Origin of the sequence: Phenylobacterium haematophilum, assembly GCF_014196295.1 — a bacterium.
Lineage (GTDB): Bacteria > Pseudomonadota > Alphaproteobacteria > Caulobacterales > Caulobacteraceae > Phenylobacterium > Phenylobacterium haematophilum.
This window is the reverse complement of the sequence record NZ_JACIDK010000003.1, coordinates 400149-422012: the sequence shown is the minus strand read 5'-3', so window position 1 is coordinate 422012 and position 21864 is coordinate 400149. Positions and strand designations below refer to the sequence as shown.

Sequence of the window (21864 nt, the reverse complement as noted above, 5' to 3'; positions counted from 1 at the left end):
CGCCCCTTTTCCTCCCCCGCACAGCAGGGGAGGAAAACAGCGCCCCTACTTCCCGGTCAGTTCCTTCACCAGCGCCGTCCGGCCGTAGACCTTGGTCAGCGCTTCGGTCGCCGCCGAGGTGGCGACCACCACCGTGCGGTTGATCGAGCCGTCATAGCCGAAGGCGCCGCCCAGCGAGTGGATGTTGCCGTCGAAGGCCGCGCCCAGCACCTCGCCCTTGGCGTTCACCACCGGCGAGCCGGAGTTGCCGCCGATGATGTCGTTGGTGGTGACGAAGTTGTAGACCGTGGCCGGATTGACCTTCGCCTGGGCCTCGACCCAGCGCGGCGCCAGCTTGTAGGGCTCGGCTCCGGTCGCCCGGTCGTACAGGCCCGCGAAGTTGGTCATCGAAGGCACGGTCACGCCGCGATAGCTCCATCCGGCGACCTTGCCGTAGGACAGCCGCAGGCTGAAGGTCGCGTCCGGATAGACCGCATCGCCGTAGGCCGCGAACTTGGCGCGGGCGACGCGCTCGGCCGCCGCATCGGTCGGCCCCTGGACCTCGGTCTCCCAGACCTTGCGCACGGCGCGCGCGGCCGGGTCGTTGCGCAGCACCAGCTGGATCATCGGATCGTCCGAGGCCTTGATCGCCGCCAGGCCCCCGTCCCACAGCGCCTTGCGCGCCGCCGGATCGGCCAGCTTGGAGCCGGCGACCGCGCGCTTGGCCAGGCCCTCCGGGCTTTCCTTGCCCAGCAGGGTCTTCACGGCCGCATCGTCGGTGGTCAGATACTCGCGGGTCTTCGACAGCCAGAAGGCCAGGTAGACCTCCTCCAGCTCCGCATCGACCGGCTTGGCGTCCAGCACCTTCTTCTCGACCAGAGGCAGGCGCGTGTCGGCGTATTCGGCCAGCCGCTCGGCGCTCGGCTTCTCACGCTCCTGCGCGGCGCGGACCAGGGTCTGGGCGTAGTAGTAAAGGTTCGAATAGGCCGCGCCGCCCTCGATCTGGCGATAGCGCAGGTAGTTGTTGGCGTAGGCGGCCTGCGCCTTGGCGATGTCGCCCCACGGATCGCCGATCTCGGCGGCCAGCTTCGGATCGGCGGCCACCTTGGTCTTCAGCTCGGCTTCCTGGGCGCGCTTGGCGTCCATGAACGCCTTGTCGTTCAGGGCCGACTGCTGGCCGTAGAACACCTTGAAGCTGTTCTCGATGCCGAACAGCGGGTCGGTGGCGATGCGCTTGTGCTCGGCGCTCTCCTGGCCGAACTGCGCCAGGCGGCCGCGGATCTCCGAGCGCTGCAGCTGCCCGACCGGGATGGTGAGGTCGCGCAGGGTCTCAAGCTGCGAGACCGTCATCAGGCGGTTGGTCGAGCCCGGATTGCCGGACACGAACGTCGCTTCGCCTTCCTGCGGCGCGCGGCTAACCCAGGTCAGGTGGGTCGGCGTCGTCGCCGGCTTGCCGTTCTCGTACAGGCGCACGAAGCCGACATCGAGGTTGAAGCGGGGGAAGTTGAAGTTGTCCGGGTCGCCGCCGAAGAACGCCGTCGCGAACTCCGGCGCGAACACCAGCCGCACGTCGGCGTACTTGCGGTACTTGTAGAGCTTGAACTGCCCCCCGCGGTACAGCGTGATCACCTGGCAGCGGACGTTGGGATCGCCCTCGCAGGCGGCCTGCTCGGCCGCCGCCATCGCCGCCTCTCGCGCGCGGACATAGTCCTGGCCGGTCTTGCCGGCGCCGGCCGCCTGGATGTCCTTGGTCACGTCGGTGATAGAGGTCAGGATTTCGGCCTGCATCCCCGGACACTTCTTCTCGTCCTCGCGCGCGGCGGTCAGGAAGCCGTCCTTGACGTAGTCCTTGTCACCCGACGACAGGTCCTGGACGCACTCCACCACGCAGTGGTGGTTGGTCAGCACCAGGCCCGAACCCGAGACCAGCGAGGCCGAACAGCCGGTGGTCAGGCGCACCGAGGCGCCCTGCATCCGGTCCAGCCACTTCTGGTCAAGCTTCAGCCCATAGGCTTCGTTGACCTTGGCGAGGGGGAAATTGTCGTAGGTCCACATGCCTTCGTCGGCCAGCGCCGGCGCGGCGGAGATCGAGAACGCGGCGGCCAGTCCAAGGCCCGCGCCGAACTTCACTGAATTCATCGTCACCAACTTGAAAGGGCGGCCGTCTGAGCGCCGCAAGATGTAACTCCGTAACACCCGCCCTCCCGCCGGGCCAGCGGCCAAGGCCGCGCCTTACCTCGATTTAACTAGGCGCGAACGTCGGTCGGCCGCACATGCTGGGCGCGAGGAGTGCCCCATGTCATTGGCTCTAGCGACCCTGATCTACGAGTGGCGCCGCTATCTGGCGGCGGTGATCGCGCTCGCCTTTTCAGGCCTGCTGATCCTGGCCCAGGTCGGCATGTTCACCGGCATGATCCAGGCCGCCACGGCCACGATCAACCGCTCGCGCGCCGATCTGATGATCATGCCCGCCAAGTCGGAAAGCCTCATCAACTCAGGCCCTTCCAGCCTCCCACGCCGCATCGGCCCGCAGCTCTACCTCAACCCCAACGTCGCCGAGGTCGCCAGCTTCGACGGCGGCGGCGGCCGCTGGACCAACCAGCCCAAGGACGGCCAGAAGCAGGTCACCACCTTCGTGCAGGTGAACATGGTCGACACCGAGCCGGGCGCCCTGACCCTGCCGGTCGACTACCCGGAAAGCGTGCGCATCGCGCTGATGGAGCCGAACGCCGTCGCCATCGACCGCTCGGGCCTGGGCCGTCTCGGCGTCAAGCTCGGTGACACCGCCACGGTCAACGGCAAGACGGTCCGCGTGCGCGCCCTGCTCGACAACTATCCCGACATCAACCAGCCCTCGATCGTCGTCTCGCGCGACACCCTTCGCCGGCTGGGCATGATGGAAAAGGGCGAGAAGACCGGCCCGCTGATGGTCCGCGTCAACAATCCCGCCCAAGCCGCCGCCGTCCGCGACCAGCTCAACGCCGACGCCAAGGGCGCCTACCGCGCCTGGACCCGCGCCGAGCTCGCCAAGGCCAACGAGAGCGCGCTGATGAAGGAGCAGATCATCGGCATCTTCCTCGGCTTCTCGGTGTTCCTCGGCTTTCTGATCGGGGTCGGCATCACGTCGCAGACCCTGCGCGGCGCCATCCTCGCCAACATCAAGGAGTTCGCCTCCCTGCGCGCGCTCGGCGTCTCGATGGGCTCGCTGCGGCTGATCGTGCTGGAGCTGTCGTTCTGGGTCGGGGTCGTCGGCCTCGGCGCCACCGCCCTCTTCACCTTCCTCGTCTCGATGCTGGCCCGCAGCGGCGGCCTGCCGATGGGCTTCCCGATCGGCTGGGTCGTGGCGGTCGGCCTGCTGCTGATGGCGATCTCGCTGGCCTCCGGCCTGATGGCCCTCGGCATCCTCAAGAAGAGCCAACCTGCGGACCTGCTGCGATGACCTCGGACAACGCCGTCGCCCTCCAGGGAAAAGGCCTCACCAAGCGCTTCAAGACCGGCCGCACCCACATTGAGGTGCTGAAGTCCGTCGACTTCGACTGCCGCCACGGCGAAATGACCATGGTCATGGGCCCGTCCGGCTCGGGCAAGTCGACCCTGATCGCCAGCCTCTCGGGCCTGCTGCGGCCGGACGAAGGCCAGGTCGTCGCCTTGGGCGAGGATCTCTGGAGCCAGCGCCCCGGCAGGATCGACAAGTTCCGCCTCGACCACTGCGGCTTCATCTTCCAGGGCTTCAACCTGTTCGGCGCGCTCAGCGCCCTGCAGCAGGTGACCACGATCCTCAAGTACAAGGGCTACTCGCCGTCCGAGGCCAAGGACCGCGCCGCCCTGGCCCTCTCCGAGGTCGGCCTCGGCCACCGCCTCGACCAGCGGCCCTCCGAACTCTCCGGCGGGGAGAAGCAGCGCGTCGCCATCGCCCGCGCCCTGGCCAAGGATCCGCGCCTGCTGTTCGCCGACGAACCGACCAGCGCCCTCGACGGCGAGAACGGCCAGATCGTCATCAAGCTGCTGCAGCGCGCGGCCAAGGAGCACGGCGCGGCGGTCATCTGCGTGACCCACGACCCGCGGCTCGAGGCCTATGCCGACCGCATCATCCACATCGAAGACGGACGCATTCTGGACGATCGCCGCACCGGCCCGTCCCAGCCTGCCGGCCCCGTCAGCCATACCGAGCTCGTTGGAGCCTAAGAGACCATGCTCGCCTTCGTGAAATCCAACCGCATCAAGATCGCGGTCGTCGTCGCCCTCGTCGTGCTCGGCGGCGGCGCCGTCATGGCGTCGGGCCAGGCCAAGGCCAGGAAGGACGCCGAGGCCAAGGCCGCCGCGGCCGCCGCGCCCAAGAGCCCCTTCGTCGCCGTCGCCAACGGCAAGGCCGACGTCGAGGGCGGCATGATCCAGGTCGCCGCCCGCCGGGCCGGCATCGTGCGCGAGGTCTATGTCCAGGAAGGCGACCAGGTCGTGAAGGGGCAGATTCTCGCCCGCCAGGAAGACGACGAGCCCAAGCTCGCCGCCGCCCGCGCCGCCGCCTCGGTCGAACAGGCCAGGGCCCAGATGGCCCAATACCAGGTCCAGCTCTCCGCCGCCGAGCGCGAACATAAGCGCCTGCAAGGGCTGGTCTCGACCAACTTCGTCGCGGCCCAGAAGGTCGACCAGGCCGCCGACAAGATCCGCGAAGCCCAGGCCAACATCCAGGCCCAGCGCGCCGCCATCGCCACCGCCCAGGCGGCGCTGGAGGAGGCCCGCTACAACCTCGAACTGACCATCATCCGCGCCCCGACCGACGGACGCATCGCCCGCCGCTACGCCAATCCGGGCGCCGGCGCCTCGACCCTGAACGTCTCCAACATGTTCGACCTCGAGCCGGAGGCCCCCCGCATCGTCCGCGCCGAGATCGCCGAGAGCGCCCTGCCCCACGTCGCCATCGGTCAGACCGTGCAGATCGCGCCGGAATCCGAGCCGACCAAAATCTACAACGGCAAGGTGCTGCGCCGCGCCGCCGTCTTCGGCGCCCGCAAGCTGCAGTCGGACGATCCCAGCGAACGCGCCGACGACCGCGTCGTCGAGGTCGTGGTCAGCGCCGACAGCGCCCCGTTCCTGATCGGCCAGCGCGTGCTGGTGAAGTTCATGCGCGACGGCGCCGCGGCCCTGGCCGCGCGGTAGCACAAGGCAATTGCTCCCCCGCTGGCGGAGCTGTCAGCCGAAAGGCTGACTGACGGAGACTTTGGCTCCTCTGCGACGAGAGCGGTCCCCCTCCGTCGCGATGCGTCGCGTCGATCCTCCTCCCTCAGCAGGGGAGGATTTGGAACGCTTGACGTCCCCTCTCCCGCACCGCACAAACCGCGGCGAAATTTCAAACCCCTGTTTGATGGGAGACTTCTCATGGCGGACATCCGCTTCGACGGCAAAGTCGCGATCGTCACCGGCGCGGGCGGCGGCCTGGGCCGTCAGCACGCCCTTGAGCTGGCCCGTCGCGGCGCCAAGGTCGTCGTCAACGACCTGGGCGGTTCGGTCGACGGTTCGGGCGGCTCCTCGGCCGCGGCCGACGCCGTGGTCGCCGAGATCAAGGCCGCCGGCGGCGAAGCCATCTCCAACGGCTCGTCGGTCACCGACGACGCCGGCGTCGCCCTGATGATCAAGCAGGCGATGGACGCCTGGGGCCGCATCGACATCCTGATCGCCAACGCCGGCATCCTGCGCGACAAGTCGTTCTCCAAGATGGACATGGCCGACTTTGAGCTGGTCGTGAACGTCCACCTCATGGGCACCGTGAAGCCTGTGAAGGCGGTCTGGGAGATCATGAAGGAGCAGAACTACGGCCGCATCGTCGTGACGACCTCGTCGTCGGGCATGTACGGCAACTTCGGCCAGTCGAACTACGGGGCGGCCAAGCTCGGCATCATCGGCTTCATGAACACCATCAAGCTCGAAGGCCAGAAGAACAACATCCACATCAACGCCATCAGCCCGGTCGCCGCCACCCGCATGACCGAGAACCTGATGCCGGCCGAGGTGCTTGAAAAGCTGAAGCCGGAATACGTCTCCCCGGGCGTCGTGTACCTGGCCTCGGAAGAAGCCCCCACCGGCGCGATCCTGACCGCCGGCGCCGGCGCCTTCGCCCTGTCGCGCATCTACGAAACCGAGGGCGTCTACCTCGGCGAAGGCGGCCTGTCGGTCGAAGAAGTCCGCGACAACTGGGCCAAGATCGCCGACCCGTCGGGCCAGCAGGCCTACGTCACCGGTGGCGAGCAGAGCGGCAAGTTCTTCCGCAAGCTGCAAGGCGGCTAAGCTTCCGCACCTGACGGACGCGAATGCGCGGGCGGTCGTTCCTCACGGGACGGCCGCCCGTTTTCGTTTTCTGGGCCGGCCCGTCTTGGGCCCGCCACAAGGTGATTCTGCCGACGGGGTGGTCGTCCGTCGAGGTCGATCGCATCGGGGTTCGGGGCGAGCCGACGCGCCTTCGCACGCGCCACGGCGCCGGCCGCGCCGAACTCCTCAAGGCGAGGCTGACGTCAAACAGCGCCCCTTTCAACGAATTCACTTGCCGCCACCTAGGTGATCGCGCGTAACCTAACGGCATGAGGTGGCCCGTCAGAGGCTCGCCCACCCTAGGGAGAATCGAACCTTGACCCAGGCCTCGCCGGCTCCGCGCGCCAGCACGTTGCCGCTGTCCACCATCTTCGCGTTCGCCGCGACCAGCCTGCCGATCCAGGCGGTGATCATCGCGGTCGCGGTCTACCTGCCCCGACATTACGCCAGCCACCTGGGCGTCAGCCTCGCCGCCGTCGGCGGAGCCTTCTTCATCGTCCGGATGATCGACATTCCGGTCGACGGCCTGCTGGGCTGGGTGATGGACAAGACGCGCACCAAGTGGGGCCGCTACCGGCTGTGGACCGTGGTCGGCGCGCCGTTCCTGATGGCCTCGATGTACTGGCTGTTCATGCCAGCCGAGGGCGTCGGCATCGGCTATCTGATCTTCTGGCTGCTGGTCATGTACCTGGGCACCTCGATCCTCAGCCTCTCGCACGCCGCCTGGGCCGCGACCCTGGCCCCCGCCTACAACGACCGCTCGCGCGTCTTCGGCATCATGACCGCGGTCGGCGTGCTGGGCGCGGCCGCCGTGCTGGCCATCCCGATCATCGCCGAGGCCCGCGGCCTGCCCGACTCCGGCAACGTCGCCACCATGGGCTGGTTTATCCTCGCCCTGACCCCGATCGCCGTCGGCCTGGTGGTCTGGCGCACGCCGGAGCGGATCGCTCGGGACGTCCCCGGCCACCAGTTCAAGCTGCGCGACTACTGGTCGCTGGTCTCGCGGCCCAGCATGGCCCGCATCCTGGCCGCCGATCTCTGCCTGGCCCTGGGCCCGGGCTGGATGAGCGCCCTCTACCTGTTCTTCTTCACCGACAGCCGCGGCTTCACCACCGGCCAAGCCTCGATCCTGCTGGCCGTTTACATCCTGGCGGGCTTCGCCGGCGCGCCGATGATGGGGCGCCTGGCCATGATGATCAGCAAGCACCGCGCGGTGATGGTCGCCACCACCGGCTACTCGCTGATCCTGATCTCGCTGATGGCGATCCCCAAGGGGAACATGCTGATCGCGATCTTCCCGATGTTCATGGCCGGCTTCCTGGCCGCGGGCTTCAACGTCCTGACCCGCGCCATGACGGCCGACATCGCCGACGAGGTGCGCCTCGAACAGGGCAAGGAACGCTCGGGCCTGCTCTACGCCATCACCACCATGACCTCGAAGATCGCTGGCGCCTTCTCGATCGGCCTGACCTTCCTGGTGCTTGAGGCGGTCGGCTACCAGGCCAAGGAAGGCGCGGTGAACACCCCGGAGGCCATCCACAACCTTGAGCTCGCCTACCTGATCGGTCCGGTGGTGTTCGTGATGCTCGGCGGCGCCTGCATGATCGGCTACGCCCTCGACGCCAAGCGCCACGGCGAGATCCGCCGCCAGCTGGACGAACGCGACGCCCTCTACGACGAAACCCCGATCATCGAGGTCGTCTCCGCTGAAGCAGCCATTGCGGTCCCGCCCCAAGCGGGTCGATAACACTACTGCCCCGGCCCGGTTTCGTCCGGGCCGGTTTCATTTTGACCCCTGCCCCTTCATTTTTTCGGGGCCTGACATTTGAGGCGATACATGGCGCATTCCGCCGCCGGCAGCACCCGCCTGCCACTGCCCGTCGTTCTGGCGTTCTCCTCGACCGCCCTGCCCATCGCCGCCATCGGCCTGGTGATGGCGGTCTACCTGCCGCGCTTCTTCGCCGGCCAGCTCGGCCTGTCGCTCGCCGCCGTCGGCGTGGCCTTCACGATCGTGCGGCTCATCGACCTGGCGATCGACCCGCTGCTGGGCATGGCCATGGACCGCACCCGCACGCGCTTCGGCCGCTACCGGCCATGGCTGCTGGCCGGCGGTCCGATCGTCATGGTCGCCGCCTACATGCTGTTCATGGCCCATCCGGGCATCACCGAGGCCTATCTGATCGAGTGGCTGCTGGTGCTCTATCTGGGGGTCTCGATCCTGACCCTGGCCCAGGCCGCCTGGGGCGCGTCGCTGGCCACCGACTACCATGACCGCTCGCGGGTCTACGGGGTCATCCAGGCGGTCGGCGTCATCGGCGCAGTGCTGATCCTGCTGCTGCCGCTGGCGCTCGGAAAGCGCGGTGAAGGCGCCAACGGCGTCCACGCCATGGGCTGGTTCTGCATCCTGCTGATCCCCGTCACCCTGGCGCTCTGCACCCTGTTCACCCCCGAGCGCGTCGCTCCCGACACCAGCAAGGAACGCGTCACCCTGCGCGACTACTGGGACCTCATCCGCCGCCCGGAAATGGCCCGCCTGATCTTCGCCGACCTGTTCATGGCGCTCGGCCCGGGCACGACCGCGGCGCTCTACCTGTTCTTCTTCCACGACGCCCGCGGCTACTCGCACCAGCAGACCGGCCTCCTGCTGGTGTTCTTCATCGGCGCGGGCCTGGTCGGCGCCATGTTCTGGGGCTGGCTGGCCCAGAAGATCGGCAAGCACCGCGCCCTGATCGTCTCGGCCGTCGCCTACGCCGCCAGCCAGTCGGCGCTGATGATCATCCCGCCGGCCACCATGGCCCTGGCGATCCCCGGCATGTTCGCGGTCGGCTTCGTCTCCTCGGCCTTTGTGCTGATCGTCCGCGCCATGGTCGCCGATGTCGCCGACGAGGTCCGCCTGGAGACCGGCAAGGAACGCGTGGGCCTGCTCTACGCCCTGGTCACCACCACCCAGAAGGTCGGGACCGCGATCACCGTCGGCATCAGCTTCACCGTCCTCGACCTGGTGGGCTACAACGCCGCCGAGGGCGCGACGAACACCCCCGAGGCGATCCGCGGCCTGGAGCTCTGCTACGTCTTCGCCCCGATCATCCTGGTGTTCTTCGGCGGCGCGGCCTTCATCGGCTGGAAGCTCGACGCCAAGCGCCACGCCGAGGTCCGCCGGCAGCTCGACGAACGCGACGCCCTGGCCGCGGAAGCCGCCCTCCTCGACAGCGTCAGCGGCGTCCGCCTGGCGACCGACGCGCCGCGCTAGATCAGCGCCTTCGCCGCCGCGATGAAGGCCTTGGCGGCCGCGCTCTCCGGCGCGGTCGCCACCAGCGGCCGGCCCTGGTCGCAGGCCTCGCGCAGCGGCACCTCCAGCGGGATCTCGGCCAGCACCGGCACGCCCAGCTTTTCGGCCTCGGCCCTGGCCCCGCCGGAGCCGAAGATCGGGATCGGCGCGCCGGTGGTCGGGTCGCTGAAGAAGGCCATGTTCTCGATCACCCCAAGGATCGGCGTCGCCGTCTTCTGGAACATCGAGGCCGCCCGCCGCGCGTCGATCAGCGCGATCTCCTGCGGCGTCGAGACGATCACCACCCCGTCGATCTTCATCTTCTGGATCAGGGTCAGCTGGATGTCGCCGGTGCCCGGCGGCAGATCGACGACCAGCACGTCGAGCGGCGCGGCCTCCGAGCCCCAGGCCACGTCGTTCATCATCTGGCGCACGGCCGAACTGGCCATCGGCCCGCGCCAGATCATCGGCGCGCCCTCGTCGACCATGAAGCCGATCGACATCACCTTCAGCCCCCAGGCCTCCAGCGGCTGCAACTTGCCGTCCACGAAGGCCGGCTCCTCGTCTATGCCCAGCATCCGCGGCGCCGAGGGGCCGTAGACGTCGGCGTCCAGCAGCCCGACCTTCAGCCCCTGGGCGGCGAACGCCGTCGCCAGGTTGACCGAGACCGTGGACTTGCCGACCCCGCCCTTGCCGCTGGCCACCGCGATCACCCGGCGCACGTGGGCCGGGCGCTGGGCGTCGGCCGGCGGAGCCGGCGCAGCCTGGGGGTCCTGCGAGACGCGGGCGCCCTTGCGCACTCGGGTCACGCCTTCGGCCGGCGGCGCGGCGGCGTGCTCGGCGGTCAGCACCACCTGGGCCTTTTCAACGCCGGGCAAGGCCGCCAACACGTCCTGGGCGGCGTCGCGCACCGGCGCGTACAGCGCCGTTTCGCCGGCCGGCACCTCGAGCATGAAGCCCGCGCGCCCGCGCCCGACCGTCAGCCCACGGACGAGCCCGGCGCTCGCCAACCCCTTGCCCGTCTTCGGATCGAGGACGCGATCGAGCGCCGCCAGGACGCTGTCGCGGTCGGGGATTGTCGGATCCATACGGCCCTTTGACTTGCTTTAACCGGTGTTGAGCCACATATCCGGCTCACAGCGCCGGTTTACAAGCCCATGCACGGGCCTAACGACGCGGCCGCGCCGAGACGAAAGCAAGACGACGCGACCATGCCTTGGAATGACAACGCGAACCCCGGCCCCTGGGGCGCGCCGCCGCCCAACGACGGGAACGGCGACAAGAAACCCGGACCCCGCCGCCCGCTGGGCGGCGGCGGCGGCGGCCCTCGCGGCCCGCGCCGGCCTGAGGGTCCTGAGCTGAACGCCGCCTTCGAGCGGCTGCAGCGCCAGTTGCGCGACTTCTTCGGCGGTCCTGGCGGCGACGGCGTGCGTCCCGCCGCGGTGGCCGCAGTGGCCGGCGTCGGCGTCGGCCTGTGGGCGCTGTCGGGCGTCTACATTGTCCAGCCCAACGAGCAGGCTGTGGTCACCACCTTCGGCGCCTATTCGCGCTCGGAGGCGCCGGGCATCCGCTACCACCTCCCAGCTCCCATCGAGCGGGTCGAGAAGGTGCCGGTCACCACCCTGAACCGCATCGACATCGGCGGGGTGGGCGACGCCAAGGTTCCCGAGGAAAGTCTGATGCTGACCGGCGACGAAAACATCGTCGACCTCAACTTCAGCGTCACTTGGCGCGTCGCCGACGCCAGCAAGTACGTGTTCACGCTTCGCGACCCGGACGCCTCGGTGAAGGCGGCGGCCGAAAGCGCAATGCGCGAAGTGGTCGGCAAGTCCGACCTGCAGCCGATCCTCACCACCGGCCGCGGCCAGGTGCAGGCCCAGACAGCCGAACTGATGCAGAGGACCCTCGATTCCTGGGGCGCCGGCATCAGCGTCGTCGAAGTCCAGATCCGCTCGGCCAACCCGCCGCAGGAAGTGGCCGCCGCGTTCCGCGACGTGAACAGCGCCGGCCAGGACCAGGAGTCGGCCCGCAACGAGGCCAACACCTACCGCAACCGCGTGGTCAACGAAGCCAAGGGTGACGCGGCCAAGCTGGTCCAGTCGGCCGAGGGTTATCGTGAGCAGGCCGTCCGCGAGGCGACCGGCGACGTGGCCCGCTTCAACCAGATCTACAACGAGTACCGCCAGGCTCCGGGCGTGACCAAGGACCGCCTCTACATCGAGACCATGGAACGCGTGCTGGCCAAGTCGAACAAGGTCGTCATCGACGGCAAGGGCGCGAGCGCGCCGATCATCCTGCCGCCTGATGTCTTCCGTCCGCGCACCCAGCCGGCCCCAGCCGCGGAGCCCGCGCCGCCCACGGTCGCTCCCTCGACGGGAGCCGCCCGATGAACCGCAGCCTTCCCATCCTCGGCATCCTGCTGGCCGGCGCGCTGATCGTCCTGTCGCAGACCTTCTTCATCGTCGACCAGCGCAAGCAGGCGGTGATCGTGCGGCTGGGTGAACCGGTCCGCGTCATCAATGCGCCCGGCGATCCCGATCCCGGCCTCAAGATGAAGGTCCCGTTCGTCGAGAACGTCGTCCAGTTCGACAAGCGCAACCTCGCCATCGAGGCGGCCCAGGAGGAAATCACCGCCTCCGACCAGCAGCGCCTGGTGGTCGACGCCTTCGTCCGCTACCGGATTTCCAATCCACTGCTCTACTACCGCACCCTGCGCGACGAGCAGACCGCCAGCGACCGCATCGAGCGGCTGGTCAACTCCTCGCTGCGCCAGGTGCTCGGCACCGCGACCTCGACCGAGATCATCTCGGGCCGTCGTGAAGCGCTGCTGGCCCAGACGAAGAAGGACGTCGTCGCCCGCGCCGCCGCCTCGCGCCTGGGCATCCAGATCATCGACATCCGCATCAAGCGCGCCGACTACCCGCCGCAGATCCAGGAGTCGGTGTTCCGCCGCATGCAGACCAGCCGCCAACAGGAGGCGGCCCGCATCCGCGCCCAGGGCGAGCAGGAGAAGCGCGAGATCATCGCCGGCGCCGACAAGGAAGTGGCCATCACGCTGGCCACCGCCCGCGAGCAGGCCGAGACCACCCGCGGCGCGGGCGACGCCGTGCGGACCCGCCTCTTCGCCCAGAGCTTCGGCAAGGACCCGGCGTTCGCGTCGTTCTATCGCTCGATGCAGGCCTACGAGGCCTCGCTCGGCCAGGGCGACACGACCATGGTGCTCTCACCTGACAGCGCCTTCTTCAAGTACTTCGAGCGCGGCCCCAACGCCCGCTGATGGCGCCGCGTCTCGTCCGGCCTGACCTCGCGCATATGCCGTCCTTCGTGGCGGCGATGCGCGAGGGCTACGCCCGCGACACGCTCCGTCCCGAAACGCCGGACAGCATCGCCGAGGTTGCAGGCGACCCGGCGGCCTTCGTCGCCAGTCAGCTCGCTCCGCCGACCCACGTCGTCCTGCCGGACGGCAGCCACGGCCCGGCCGTCCCCTACACCGTGCTCTGGTGGGTAGAGGGCGACGAATTCCTCGGCTCGCTGCACATCCGCCATCACCTGAACGAGAACCTGGAAAAGGTCGGCGGCCACGTCGGCTACGCCGTGCGCCCGAGCGCCCGCGGCCAGGGCCACGCCAGCGCCATCCTGGGCGCCGGACTCGACCACATCCGGGCGCACCTTCCCTTGACCCGCGTGTTGCTGACGGTCAGCGCCACCAACGCCGCCTCGATCCGGGTCATCGAAAAGAACGGCGGCGTGCGCACCGCCGCCATCCCCCACATCTGGCTGCCGGGCGAGACCTCGGTCCACTACTGGATCGAGCTATAGGCTGCGGAGCCGCCCATTTCGGTCCCCCGCCGTCAGGTCTGCCGCCCGGCGACCAGTGGACACAGAGCTGGCTCGCCGGATGAGCGGGAAGCGCCTGCGATAATTTCCAGGGCCGCCACGCCGCTTCCTACTGCGGATGGCTGAAGCTCGGCCGCCGAGGCCAAGCCTGTCTTCAGCCGCGCATGATACTCATCGCGCGATATTTCCTCCGCGCCGAATGTAGCCATGTGGGAGGACATGAACTGTGAATCCAGGAGTTTGAAACCGTCGGATATCAACCTGGAGACCAGATGAACGAGCGCCACCTTCGAAGCGTCATTTCGCCGGCTGAACATGCTCTCGCCGAAGAAAACACCCCCCAAGCTTACTCCGTACAACCCTCCGACTAGATACCCCGCTTCGCGAAGTGGATATTCTTCGATCACACCCGATGGAAACGAGAATCTTGATCGGCGCGCGCGGTCAAAGCCGATAGCGCTAGGCGTACGACCCCGGTCAGTGAGGCGTGGACGACGGATGTTCTGCAGGATCAAGTGGGGCAGATCCGCCCTCAAAGAGCCCTGAACTGCGGCCATCCGCAGCAGGGCCAGAACGGAACCAAGCTGCGCCTTGGCCGCTTTCCGGCGTGAGTCACTACGTCGGAGCCCGCATTTTGCGCACCCAACAGCTTCTCTACGCCGCGGCTGGCGTCGTCATTTTCCTGATCCTGCTGCTCATCGGCTGGGGGCTCAGCCATCGCGGCGACGCCCCGGCGACCCGCGGCTCGACCAACTTCGTTGATGCGGTCCAGCGCGCACAGTCCGCCACCGTCATGCTCACCGTCTCCGGCTCTGATGGCCGCAGCGGCGGCGCGCCGATGCAAATGGGCTCGGGCTTCGTGGTCTCGGCCGACGGACTGGTGGTGACCGCCGCCCATGTCACCGGCGGTCTGCCGGTGGTCAATCTGGTGTTCGCCGACGGCACGGTCGCCCGGGCAGAACTGGCCGGCGCCAACGAGTCCGCGGACGTCGCCGTCTACCGCGCCACCCCTGGCCGCCAGCTCGCCTCGCTCTCCTTCGGCGACAGCAACCAGGTCAAGGCGGGCCAGCCGGTCGTGCTGATGGGCGCGCCCTACGGCCTGGTCGGAACCGCCACCTCTGGAATCATCTCGGCCGTGAACCGCCAGATCGGCGCGCCGGTCGACGAGGACGATCCTTTCGCCGGCGCGGCGCTCAGCGGTCCGGTGAAAGCCTACCTGCAGACCGATGCGGCCCTCACCGCCGGCGGCTCCGGCGGCCCGCTGCTCAACAGCGCCGGCCAGGTGATCGGAATGGCCAGCGCCCGCGAGTCCCGCGGCGAGCCCGGCGCAGGACTAGCCTTCGCCATCCCTTCGAATGTCGTGAAGTCGGTCGTCGACGAGGTGAAGGCCGGCCCGCCGCCAGCCGCCGCCCCGGCCCAGCGCTAACCCAACGCCCGCACCGCCGCCATCAGGCCGCGCACCTCATGCAGATCGCCGGCGATACGCACGCACAGCTCGTGCATTTCGTCGGTGGGCTCCAGCAGGTCGGGGACCATGACCGTCATCATCCCGGCGGACGATGCGGCCCGCACGCCGTTGTGGCTGTCCTCCAGCGCCAGGCATAGCTCAGGCGCGACACCCAGCCGCGCTGCCGCGGCCAGAAACGGGTCGGGGTTCGGCTTGCCGCGCGCGTAGTCGCCACGCGCGAGGATGGCGTTGAAACGCGGGATGATGCCGCTCTTGCCCAGGTGCGCGTGAACCGCCCGATGGCTTGACGAGGTGGCGATAGCCCGCGGCAGGCCCAGCTCGTCCAGTTGGTCGAGCATCTCCAGCACGCCGACCTTCAGGGCGATGCCCGCCTCGCACGCCGCGTCGACGTGCTCCATCACCCGCGCGTTGAAGGCGTCGATCGGAAAGTCGCCGCCGAAGTGGTCAAGGACCTTCTGATTGCCGGCCGGCCCCGGCAACCCGATCATGCTCTGGAACAGGGTCAGCGGCATGTCGTGACCATGCTCGGCGCAGGTCGCGGTCATCGCATCGCGATAGACGACCTCGGTGTCGCAAAGCAGGCCGTCCATATCGAAGACGACGGCCACGGGAAGACGGGGTAGGCTCATGGCCGGGCTTCTAGCGTGCGGCGACCGTGAGCGGAATTCAAACCCGGCTTCAGTCCGTAACGAACTCCTCGGCCCGGTAGCCCTGGAAGTAGAGCAGCGCCGTTAGGTCTGCATGATCGACCTTGGCGTCGGCCTGGGCCGCGACGATCGGCTTGGCGCGGTAGGCCACGCCCAGGCCCGCGGCCTCGATCATCGCCAGGTCGTTGGCGCCGTCGCCGACCGCCAGGGTCTGCGAGAGTTCGATCCCCATGCCGGCCGCCTCTTCCTTCAGCGCCGCCAGCTTGGCCTCGCGCCCCAGGATCGGTTCGCCGACCGTACCGGTCAGGGCGCTGCCGTCCTCGTTCAGCGTGTTGGCGCGGTTGGCCGCAAAGCCCGCCGCATGCGCCACCCGCGAGGTGAAGAAGGTGAAGCCGCCCGAGACCAGCACCGCGCGGCCGCCGTTCGCCGACATGGTCCGCACCAGGGTCCGCGCCCCAGGGTTCAGCCGCACGCGCTCATCATAGGCCCGCTGCAGGTCGCCCAGCGGCAGGCCCTTGAGCATCCCGACCCGCTCGCGCAGCGCGCCTTCGAAATCCAGCTCGCCGCGCATGGCGCGCTCGGTGATCTCCGAGACCTTGTCCTTCACGCCGGCGAAGTCGGCCAGTTCGTCAATGCACTCGACGTTGATGATGGTCGAATCCATGTCGGCGACCAGCAGCCGCTTCTTGCGCCCGTCCCAGGGCTGGGCGCAGGCGTCGACGCCGCTCCCGGCCAGAGCCGCCTCGGCCGCCGTACGGACGACCGCCACGTCGGCGCCCTCCACCAGCAGGTCGAGCGCGCCGGGGCCGAGCGTGCGGGGCTCCTTGACGCGGGCGTGCACGCCTGCGAGCGCTGGGGTCAGTGTGGCGAGCGCCTTCGCGGCGGCGTCTGAATCGGGACCGACAAGGGTAAGGGCGATCTGCATGGAGCCCCGCATCTGGCTGATCGCCGGGCCGACCGCAAGCGGCAAGTCCGCGCTGGCCCTGCGCCTGGCCCGCGAAATCGGGGCGGAGATCATCAACGCCGACGCGCTGCAGCTCTATGCGGACCTGCGCCTGCTGACCGCCCGCCCCTCGCCCGAGGAGGAAGCCGCCGCCCCGCACCATCTGTTCGGCGTGGTCGACGCCGCCGAGGGCTGGTCGGTCGGCCGCTGGCTGCGCGCCGCCGTCGCCTTGATCGACGAGATCGCCGCCCGCAGTCGCCCGACCGTGATCGTCGGCGGCACCGGCCTCTATTTCCGCGCCCTGACCCACGGCCTGGCCGAGGTGCCCGACACCCCGCCGCAGGTTCGCGCCCAGGCAGCCGCCGAGTTCGAGGCGATGGGCGAGGCGGCCTTCCGCGCGCGGCTGGCGCAGGCCGACGCCGCCGCCGAGGCGCGCATCTCGCCGGCCGACCGCCAGCGCCTCACCCGCGCCTGGGAAGTGTTCGCCGCCACCGGGACCGCGCTCAGCGACTGGCAGGCGCGCACCGATCCGGCCATCGCGCCGGGGACCTGGGCCGGCGTGGCGCTCGATCCGCCGCGCGAGGCGCTGTTCGATCGTTGCGACGCGCGGCTCGAGGTCATGGTCCGCGACGGGGCGCTGGACGAGGTCGCCGCCCTCGCCGCTCGCGGTCTCGCCCCCAATCTGCCGGCCATGAAGGCGGTCGGCTACCGCGAACTGGCCGCCGCGCTGGCCGGCGAGGTCAGCCTTTCGGCAGGATTGGAGAACGCCCAGCGCGAAACCCGCCGATACGCCAAGCGCCAGGCCACCTGGCTGCGCGGTCAGATGGCCGACTGGCCGCGCCTCGACGCAATCGCCCACGAGGAGCAATGGAGGCAGTTTCTTGCTTTACACCCCGCCTTGACGGGGTGAACGGGGCATGTCATGACCTCGGCGACTTCATTTGGAGAACGCTCGTGCGTGAGCTTCTTGTACTCCCTGTGCGACCTCTCGCGGACTGACCACGTGTCGGACCGCTGAAGGTCGCTCGCCCAGGCCCCTTGAGGGCCTTTTTTATTGCCGAAAATCAAGGCCTTGCTGAAATGACAGCCCACCAGACGATAGCTGCCGAAACGACGATTGAGACCCTGACCGGCGCCGAGATCGTGGTCCGCGCCCTCATCGACCAGGGCGTCGAGGTGCTGTTCGGCTATCCGGGCGGAGCGGTGCTGCCGATCTATGACGCGCTCTTCGAAGAGCAGCGCCTGCAGCACGTCCTGGTCCGTCACGAGCAGGGCGCGACCCACATGGCCGAGGGCTACGCCCGCTCGACCGGCAAGCCGGGCGTGGTCCTGGTCACCTCCGGCCCCGGCGCGACCAACGCCATTACCGGCATCGTCGACGCGCTGATGGACTCGATCCCGATGGTCGTTTTCACGGGCCAGGTCGCCACGCACCTGATCGGCACCGACGCGTTCCAAGAGTGCGACACGATCGGCATAACCCGCCCGATCACCAAGCATAACTACCTGGTCAAGGACGTCGCCGACCTGCCGCGGATCATCCACGAGGCGTTCCACATCGCCACGTCGGGCCGCCCCGGCCCCGTCGTCATCGACATCCCGAAGGACGTCCAGTTCTCCAAGGGCGTCTACCAGGGCCCGACCGAGGTCACCCACGCGCACAACTACAATCCGCGCACCAAGGGCGAGCCGAACAAGATCGCCGAGGCCGTAGCCCTGATCGCCGGCGCCCGTCGCCCGATCCTCTACACCGGCGGCGGCGTCATCAACGCCGGCCCGCGTGCGGCCGAGCTGCTGCGCGAATTCGCCAAGCTGACCGGCGCGCCGGTCACCTCGACCCTGATGGGCCTGGGCGCCTTCCCGGCCTCGGATCCGGCATGGCTGGGCATGGTCGGCATGCACGGCAGCTTCGAGAGCAACAACGCCATGCACGACTGCGACGTCATGGTGGCCATCGGCGCGCGCTTCGACGACCGCGTCACCGGCCGCCTCGACGCCTTCGCGCCCGGCTCGAAGAAGATCCACATCGACATCGACGCCTCTTCGATCAGCAAGAACGTTCGCGCCGACATCGGCATCGTCGGCGACGCCGCCAGCGTGCTGGAAGACCTGATCGCCGCTTGGAAGTCGCGCAACCTTTCGACCGACAAGGCCGCGATCGACGATTGGTGGCGGCAGATCGAGGCCTGGCGCGCGCGCCAGTCGTTCCGCTATCGGCCCGACGCCAAGCTGATCAAGCCGCAGTACGCCATTGAGCGCCTGTACGAGCTGACCAAGGACCGCGAGACCTACATCACCACCGAGGTCGGCCAGCACCAGATGTGGGCGGCGCAGTACTATCACTTCGACAAGCCCAACCGCTGGATGACCTCCGGCGGCCTCGGCACCATGGGCTACGGCCTGCCGGCCGCGGTCGGCGTGCAGATGGCCCACCCGGACGCCCTGGTCATCGACATCGCCGGCGACGCCTCTGTGCAGATGACCATGCAGGAGATCTCGACGGCCATTCAGTACGACCTGCCGATCAAGGTCTTCATCCTGAACAACGAATGGATGGGCATGGTCCGCCAGTGGCAGCAACTGCTGCACGGCGAGCGCTATAGCCACTCCTATTCGTCGAGCCTGCCGGACTTCGTGAAGATGGCCGAGGCGTTCGGCGGCGTCGGTATCCGCGCCGAGCATCCTGACGAGTTGGACGACAAGATCCGCGAGATGATCGCCAGCCCCAAGCCGGTGCTGTTTGACTGCCGGGTCACCAAGGAAGAGAACTGCTTCCCGATGATCCCGTCCGGCAAGGCCCACAACGAGATGATCATGGCCGAGGAAGCCCGCGACCTCGGCTCGATCATCGACGACGCCGGCAAGCGTCTGGTCTAGGTCGAGCGGCGGCGCCCCCCGGCGTCGCCCGCATCGCCTCATCGAATTGGGCAGCTTTGCTGAGGGCCGCCAGATCGTCGGCGATCTCGTGGGCTGACTGTCAGCTCCGGGGTTTCGGGACAGCCCGGGCGTAGCCATGTCTCGTTCCTGCGGGATCCGCAGTCACGGCTTGCCCCCCGCGCCCGCTTGTGACACGTCCTCGACGACCGACGTTTAGAGAGCCCCGCATGTCCGACGCCCAGCCCGCCTCCGTCTACGACCTCAGCCACGCAGAAGAAGCCGAAAACCTGGCCACCTTTGCGATCCTGGTCGAGAACGAGCCCGGCGTGCTGCATCGGCTGGTCGGTCTCTTCGCCGCCCGCGGCTACAACATCGAGAGCCTGACCGTCGCCGAGACCGATCGCCGGGCGCACACCAGCCGCGTCACCATCGTCACGCGTGGCGCGCCGCATGTGCTGGAGCAGATCGAGGCGCAGCTCGAGAAGATGGTCGCCACCCGCCACGTCCAGGACGTGACCCGCGACCCCAACGGCCTGGAGCGCGAACTAGCGCTGGTGAAGGTCAAGGGGACCGGTCCCGACCGTGTCGAGGCCCTACGCATCGCCGACATCTTCCGCGCCAAGGTGCTCGACACCACTATCGACAGCTTCATCTTCGAGCTGACCGGCGCCTCCACGAAGATCGACAAGTTCATCGAGCTGATGCGTCCGCTCGGTCTGGTGGAACTCTCGCGCACCGGCGTGCTTTCCATCACCCGGGGCCCTGACGCCATGTAGGAAGGAGGATCGGATGGTCCGCATCGCTGCGACCGTTCTTTACCTTGCCTTCCTGTCGGCACCGGCCATGGCCCAGGCCCCGGCGGCGCCTCAGCCGTCGCCGCCGGAACCAGTCCTCGACTGGCCCTGGCCCGATCCCGATCCGAAATCCTGGTGGGACGACAAGCGTCCCAAGCCCGACGAAGCGGCCGACCCGCTCGGCGGGCGCCGGCCCGCCCGGGGCGAACAGCCGCTGGTCGTGGCCAACGGCTATGATCCCCTGCTTTACCGCCTCTGGGGCCTGCCGCCGCTGCAGAACCAGGTCCTGCGCCCAGGCGAACTGATCGTCGAGGTCGCAGTACGGCCGGCGACCTCGGCGCGCCAGACCATCGTTCGCGCGACCGTGCGGCGCGACGGCAAAGCCTTCATCCAGGCCCGCGCCGGCCTCGGCTGCTGCGAGCCCGGCATCGCCCGCCGCGTCGGTTTCGACGCCGAAGCGCCCGAGGGCGCCGCGGCGCGGCTGACCGCCCTGGCCCAGGACCCGCTCTGGAACTCCCCACGCGAAGTGCGGGTCGTCGACAGCGCCGGCGCGGCCGACGCGCTCTGCGTCGACGGCACCTCCTACGACCTGACCCTGGCCCAGCCCGGGCGGGTGCGCGCCCTGCGCCGCGCCTGCGACAGCGCCGAGATCGGCCAGGCCGCCGACGTGCTGGAGACCGTGCTGGGTCTGGCGCTCGGCCACGAGCCGCGCATCGATGTGATCTATCCTGGGGGCGCGAATTATTCGTCGGCGCGGTCCGCCTATCGCGACCTGATCGCCGAAGGCGGCGCGTTGAAGCCCGCGCCGAACGCTCGTCCTCAGCCGCCGAGCTTCACGGAGCCGCCGCCGCAGGACGGGCCGGCGGCTCCGCAACCGCCTAGCGCAGAACGTTGAGGCGGTAGAGCGCCCCGCCGATAATCGCCCCGATGGCTGGGGCGACGAAGAACAACCAGAGCTGCGACAGCGCCTGGCCGCCGACCAGCACCGCCGGGCCGAAGCTGCGCGCCGGGTTCACCGAGACGCCGGTGACCTGGATGCCGACGATGTGGATGACGGCCAGAGTGATGCCGATGGCCAAGCCTGCGAAGCCAGCCGGCGCCGCCGGGGAAGTGGAGCCGAGGATGACGATGACGAACAGGGCGGTCATCACCACTTCGAAGATCAGCGCCGACTGCATGCTGAATTCGCCGTTGTAGCCGGGCCCCCAGCCATTTTGGCCGAGCCCCCCGGCCGTGCCGGCGATCGCCGCCAGGATCCCGGCGCCCACGAGCGCCCCGAGGAACTGGGCGATCCAGTAGAGAACGACGTCGCGGGCGTTCATCCGCCCGGCGATAAACACCGCCAGGCTGACCGCCGGATTGACGTGGCAGCCGGAGATCGAGCCGATCCCATAGGCCATGGCGACGATCGCGAAGCCAAAGGCCAGGGCGATGCCGAGTTGGCCGACGTTTTCGCCGCCCAACACCGCGGCGCCGCAACCGAAGAGCACAAGCGTAAGCGTACCGATGAACTCAGCGACGAACTTCTGCATGGAATGCCTCCCGTTTGAATCGAGGCTAACCCATGGTTGAAGATTGAGATAGCGCCACTCTGCGAACGGCGTAACGCTCACTCGGAGTTGAGCGCGACATGGCTGACCCGCTTGAAGCCAAGCTGTTAGGGTGTGCTCCCGCGCGCAACCTATGTAGTTTCGCGGAATTGGAACTGCGAATTTCAGAAGCGAATACTCATGCGGGCCGCACGCAGG

At 68.7% G+C, this 21864-nt stretch carries 20 protein-coding genes; 14 read left to right on the top strand and 6 right to left on the bottom strand.

The window, feature by feature from the left end:
- Positions 1-45 precede the first annotated feature (45 nt).
- Positions 46-2118, bottom strand: a complete 2073-nt coding sequence (locus tag GGQ61_RS12845) for a S46 family peptidase (protein ID WP_246370827.1) — start codon at positions 2116-2118, stop codon at positions 46-48.
- 157 nt (positions 2119-2275) lie between these two features.
- Here GGQ61_RS12845 and GGQ61_RS12840 point away from each other — a divergent pair, with 157 nt between their 5' ends.
- From GGQ61_RS12840 to GGQ61_RS12815, 6 genes are all read left to right on the top strand, one after another.
- Positions 2276-3418 carry an ABC transporter permease gene (locus tag GGQ61_RS12840; RefSeq protein WP_183773364.1) on the top strand — a complete coding sequence of 381 codons (1143 nt, stop codon included), beginning with the start codon at positions 2276-2278 and terminating at the stop codon, positions 3416-3418.
- Complete coding sequence (locus GGQ61_RS12835) at positions 3415-4164, top strand: ABC transporter ATP-binding protein (RefSeq protein ID WP_183773363.1); 750 nt, start codon at positions 3415-3417, stop codon at positions 4162-4164. The genes GGQ61_RS12840 and GGQ61_RS12835 overlap by 4 nt, the downstream gene beginning before the upstream one ends.
- 6 nt (positions 4165-4170) lie before the next feature.
- Entirely contained in the window at positions 4171-5136 is a 966-nt protein-coding gene (locus GGQ61_RS12830) for an HlyD family secretion protein (RefSeq protein WP_183773362.1), read from the top strand.
- Between the two features lie 219 nt (positions 5137-5355).
- Positions 5356-6261 carry an SDR family NAD(P)-dependent oxidoreductase gene (locus GGQ61_RS12825; protein WP_183773361.1) on the top strand — a complete coding sequence of 302 codons (906 nt, stop codon included), beginning with the start codon at positions 5356-5358 and terminating at the stop codon, positions 6259-6261.
- A gap of 337 nt (positions 6262-6598) precedes the next feature.
- Positions 6599-8029, top strand: a complete 1431-nt coding sequence (locus GGQ61_RS12820; RefSeq protein ID WP_183773360.1) for an MFS transporter — start codon at positions 6599-6601, stop codon at positions 8027-8029.
- A 90-nt stretch (positions 8030-8119) separates the two neighbouring features.
- Positions 8120-9532 carry an MFS transporter gene (locus GGQ61_RS12815; protein ID WP_183773359.1) on the top strand — a complete coding sequence of 471 codons (1413 nt, stop codon included), beginning with the start codon at positions 8120-8122 and terminating at the stop codon, positions 9530-9532.
- Here the strand turns inward: GGQ61_RS12815 and GGQ61_RS12810 are convergent.
- The gene (locus tag GGQ61_RS12810) at positions 9529-10638 is read right to left on the bottom strand and encodes an Mrp/NBP35 family ATP-binding protein (protein WP_183773357.1); all 1110 of its coding nucleotides are present in this window, start codon (positions 10636-10638) and stop codon (positions 9529-9531) included. The two genes, GGQ61_RS12815 and GGQ61_RS12810, sit on opposite strands and share 4 nt — an antisense overlap.
- 123 nt (positions 10639-10761) lie before the next feature.
- On the opposite strand from GGQ61_RS12810, the gene hflK reads away from it, so the two are divergent.
- Genes hflK through GGQ61_RS12795 form a run of 3 tightly spaced genes read left to right on the top strand, consistent with a single transcriptional unit; the run spans position 10762 to position 13369 of the window.
- Positions 10762-11940, top strand: a complete 1179-nt coding sequence (gene hflK, locus GGQ61_RS12805) for an FtsH protease activity modulator HflK (protein ID WP_183773356.1) — start codon at positions 10762-10764, stop codon at positions 11938-11940.
- Positions 11937-12827 carry a protease modulator HflC gene (gene hflC, locus GGQ61_RS12800; RefSeq protein ID WP_183773355.1) on the top strand — a complete coding sequence of 297 codons (891 nt, stop codon included), beginning with the start codon at positions 11937-11939 and terminating at the stop codon, positions 12825-12827. The genes hflK and hflC overlap by 4 nt, the downstream gene beginning before the upstream one ends.
- Positions 12827-13369 carry a GNAT family N-acetyltransferase gene (locus GGQ61_RS12795; RefSeq protein WP_183773353.1) on the top strand — a complete coding sequence of 181 codons (543 nt, stop codon included), beginning with the start codon at positions 12827-12829 and terminating at the stop codon, positions 13367-13369. The genes hflC and GGQ61_RS12795 overlap by 1 nt, the downstream gene beginning before the upstream one ends.
- A 32-nt stretch (positions 13370-13401) precedes the next feature.
- On the opposite strand, the gene GGQ61_RS12790 is transcribed toward GGQ61_RS12795, so the two are convergent.
- Positions 13402-13902 carry a leucyl/phenylalanyl-tRNA--protein transferase gene (locus tag GGQ61_RS12790; protein WP_246370826.1) on the bottom strand — a complete coding sequence of 167 codons (501 nt, stop codon included), beginning with the start codon at positions 13900-13902 and terminating at the stop codon, positions 13402-13404.
- A gap of 119 nt (positions 13903-14021) precedes the next feature.
- On the opposite strand from GGQ61_RS12790, the gene GGQ61_RS12785 reads away from it, so the two are divergent.
- Entirely contained in the window at positions 14022-14813 is a 792-nt protein-coding gene (locus tag GGQ61_RS12785; RefSeq protein WP_183773349.1) for a S1C family serine protease, read from the top strand.
- On the opposite strand, the gene GGQ61_RS12780 is transcribed toward GGQ61_RS12785, so the two are convergent.
- Both GGQ61_RS12780 and serB read right to left on the bottom strand, forming a co-directional pair.
- The gene (locus GGQ61_RS12780; protein WP_183773347.1) at positions 14810-15484 is read right to left on the bottom strand and encodes an HAD family hydrolase; all 675 of its coding nucleotides are present in this window, start codon (positions 15482-15484) and stop codon (positions 14810-14812) included. The two genes, GGQ61_RS12785 and GGQ61_RS12780, sit on opposite strands and share 4 nt — an antisense overlap.
- Positions 15485-15533: 49 nt before the next feature.
- Positions 15534-16427 (bottom strand): phosphoserine phosphatase SerB, encoded by an 894-nt coding sequence (gene serB / locus GGQ61_RS12775; RefSeq protein ID WP_183773345.1) that lies wholly within the window; start codon positions 16425-16427, stop codon positions 15534-15536.
- Here serB and miaA point away from each other — a divergent pair.
- From miaA to GGQ61_RS12755, 4 genes are all read left to right on the top strand, one after another.
- The gene (gene miaA, locus GGQ61_RS12770) at positions 16426-17355 is read left to right on the top strand and encodes a tRNA (adenosine(37)-N6)-dimethylallyltransferase MiaA (protein WP_183773343.1); all 930 of its coding nucleotides are present in this window, start codon (positions 16426-16428) and stop codon (positions 17353-17355) included. The two genes, serB and miaA, sit on opposite strands and share 2 nt — an antisense overlap.
- 170 nt (positions 17356-17525) lie before the next feature.
- Positions 17526-19322 carry an acetolactate synthase 3 large subunit gene (locus GGQ61_RS12765; protein WP_183773341.1) on the top strand — a complete coding sequence of 599 codons (1797 nt, stop codon included), beginning with the start codon at positions 17526-17528 and terminating at the stop codon, positions 19320-19322.
- Positions 19323-19549: 227 nt separating this feature from the next.
- Positions 19550-20098 carry an acetolactate synthase small subunit gene (gene ilvN, locus GGQ61_RS12760; RefSeq protein ID WP_183773339.1) on the top strand — a complete coding sequence of 183 codons (549 nt, stop codon included), beginning with the start codon at positions 19550-19552 and terminating at the stop codon, positions 20096-20098.
- Positions 20099-20111: 13 nt separating this feature from the next.
- Positions 20112-21011: a hypothetical protein gene (locus GGQ61_RS12755; RefSeq protein WP_246370824.1), complete on the top strand. Its 900-nt coding sequence runs from the start codon at positions 20112-20114 to the stop codon at positions 21009-21011.
- On the opposite strand, the gene GGQ61_RS12750 is transcribed toward GGQ61_RS12755, so the two are convergent.
- On the bottom strand, positions 20995-21648 hold the full coding sequence (locus GGQ61_RS12750) for an aquaporin (RefSeq protein WP_183773337.1): 654 nt from the start codon (positions 21646-21648) through the stop codon (positions 20995-20997). The two genes, GGQ61_RS12755 and GGQ61_RS12750, sit on opposite strands and share 17 nt — an antisense overlap.
- Between the last annotated feature and the right edge of the window lie 216 nt (positions 21649-21864).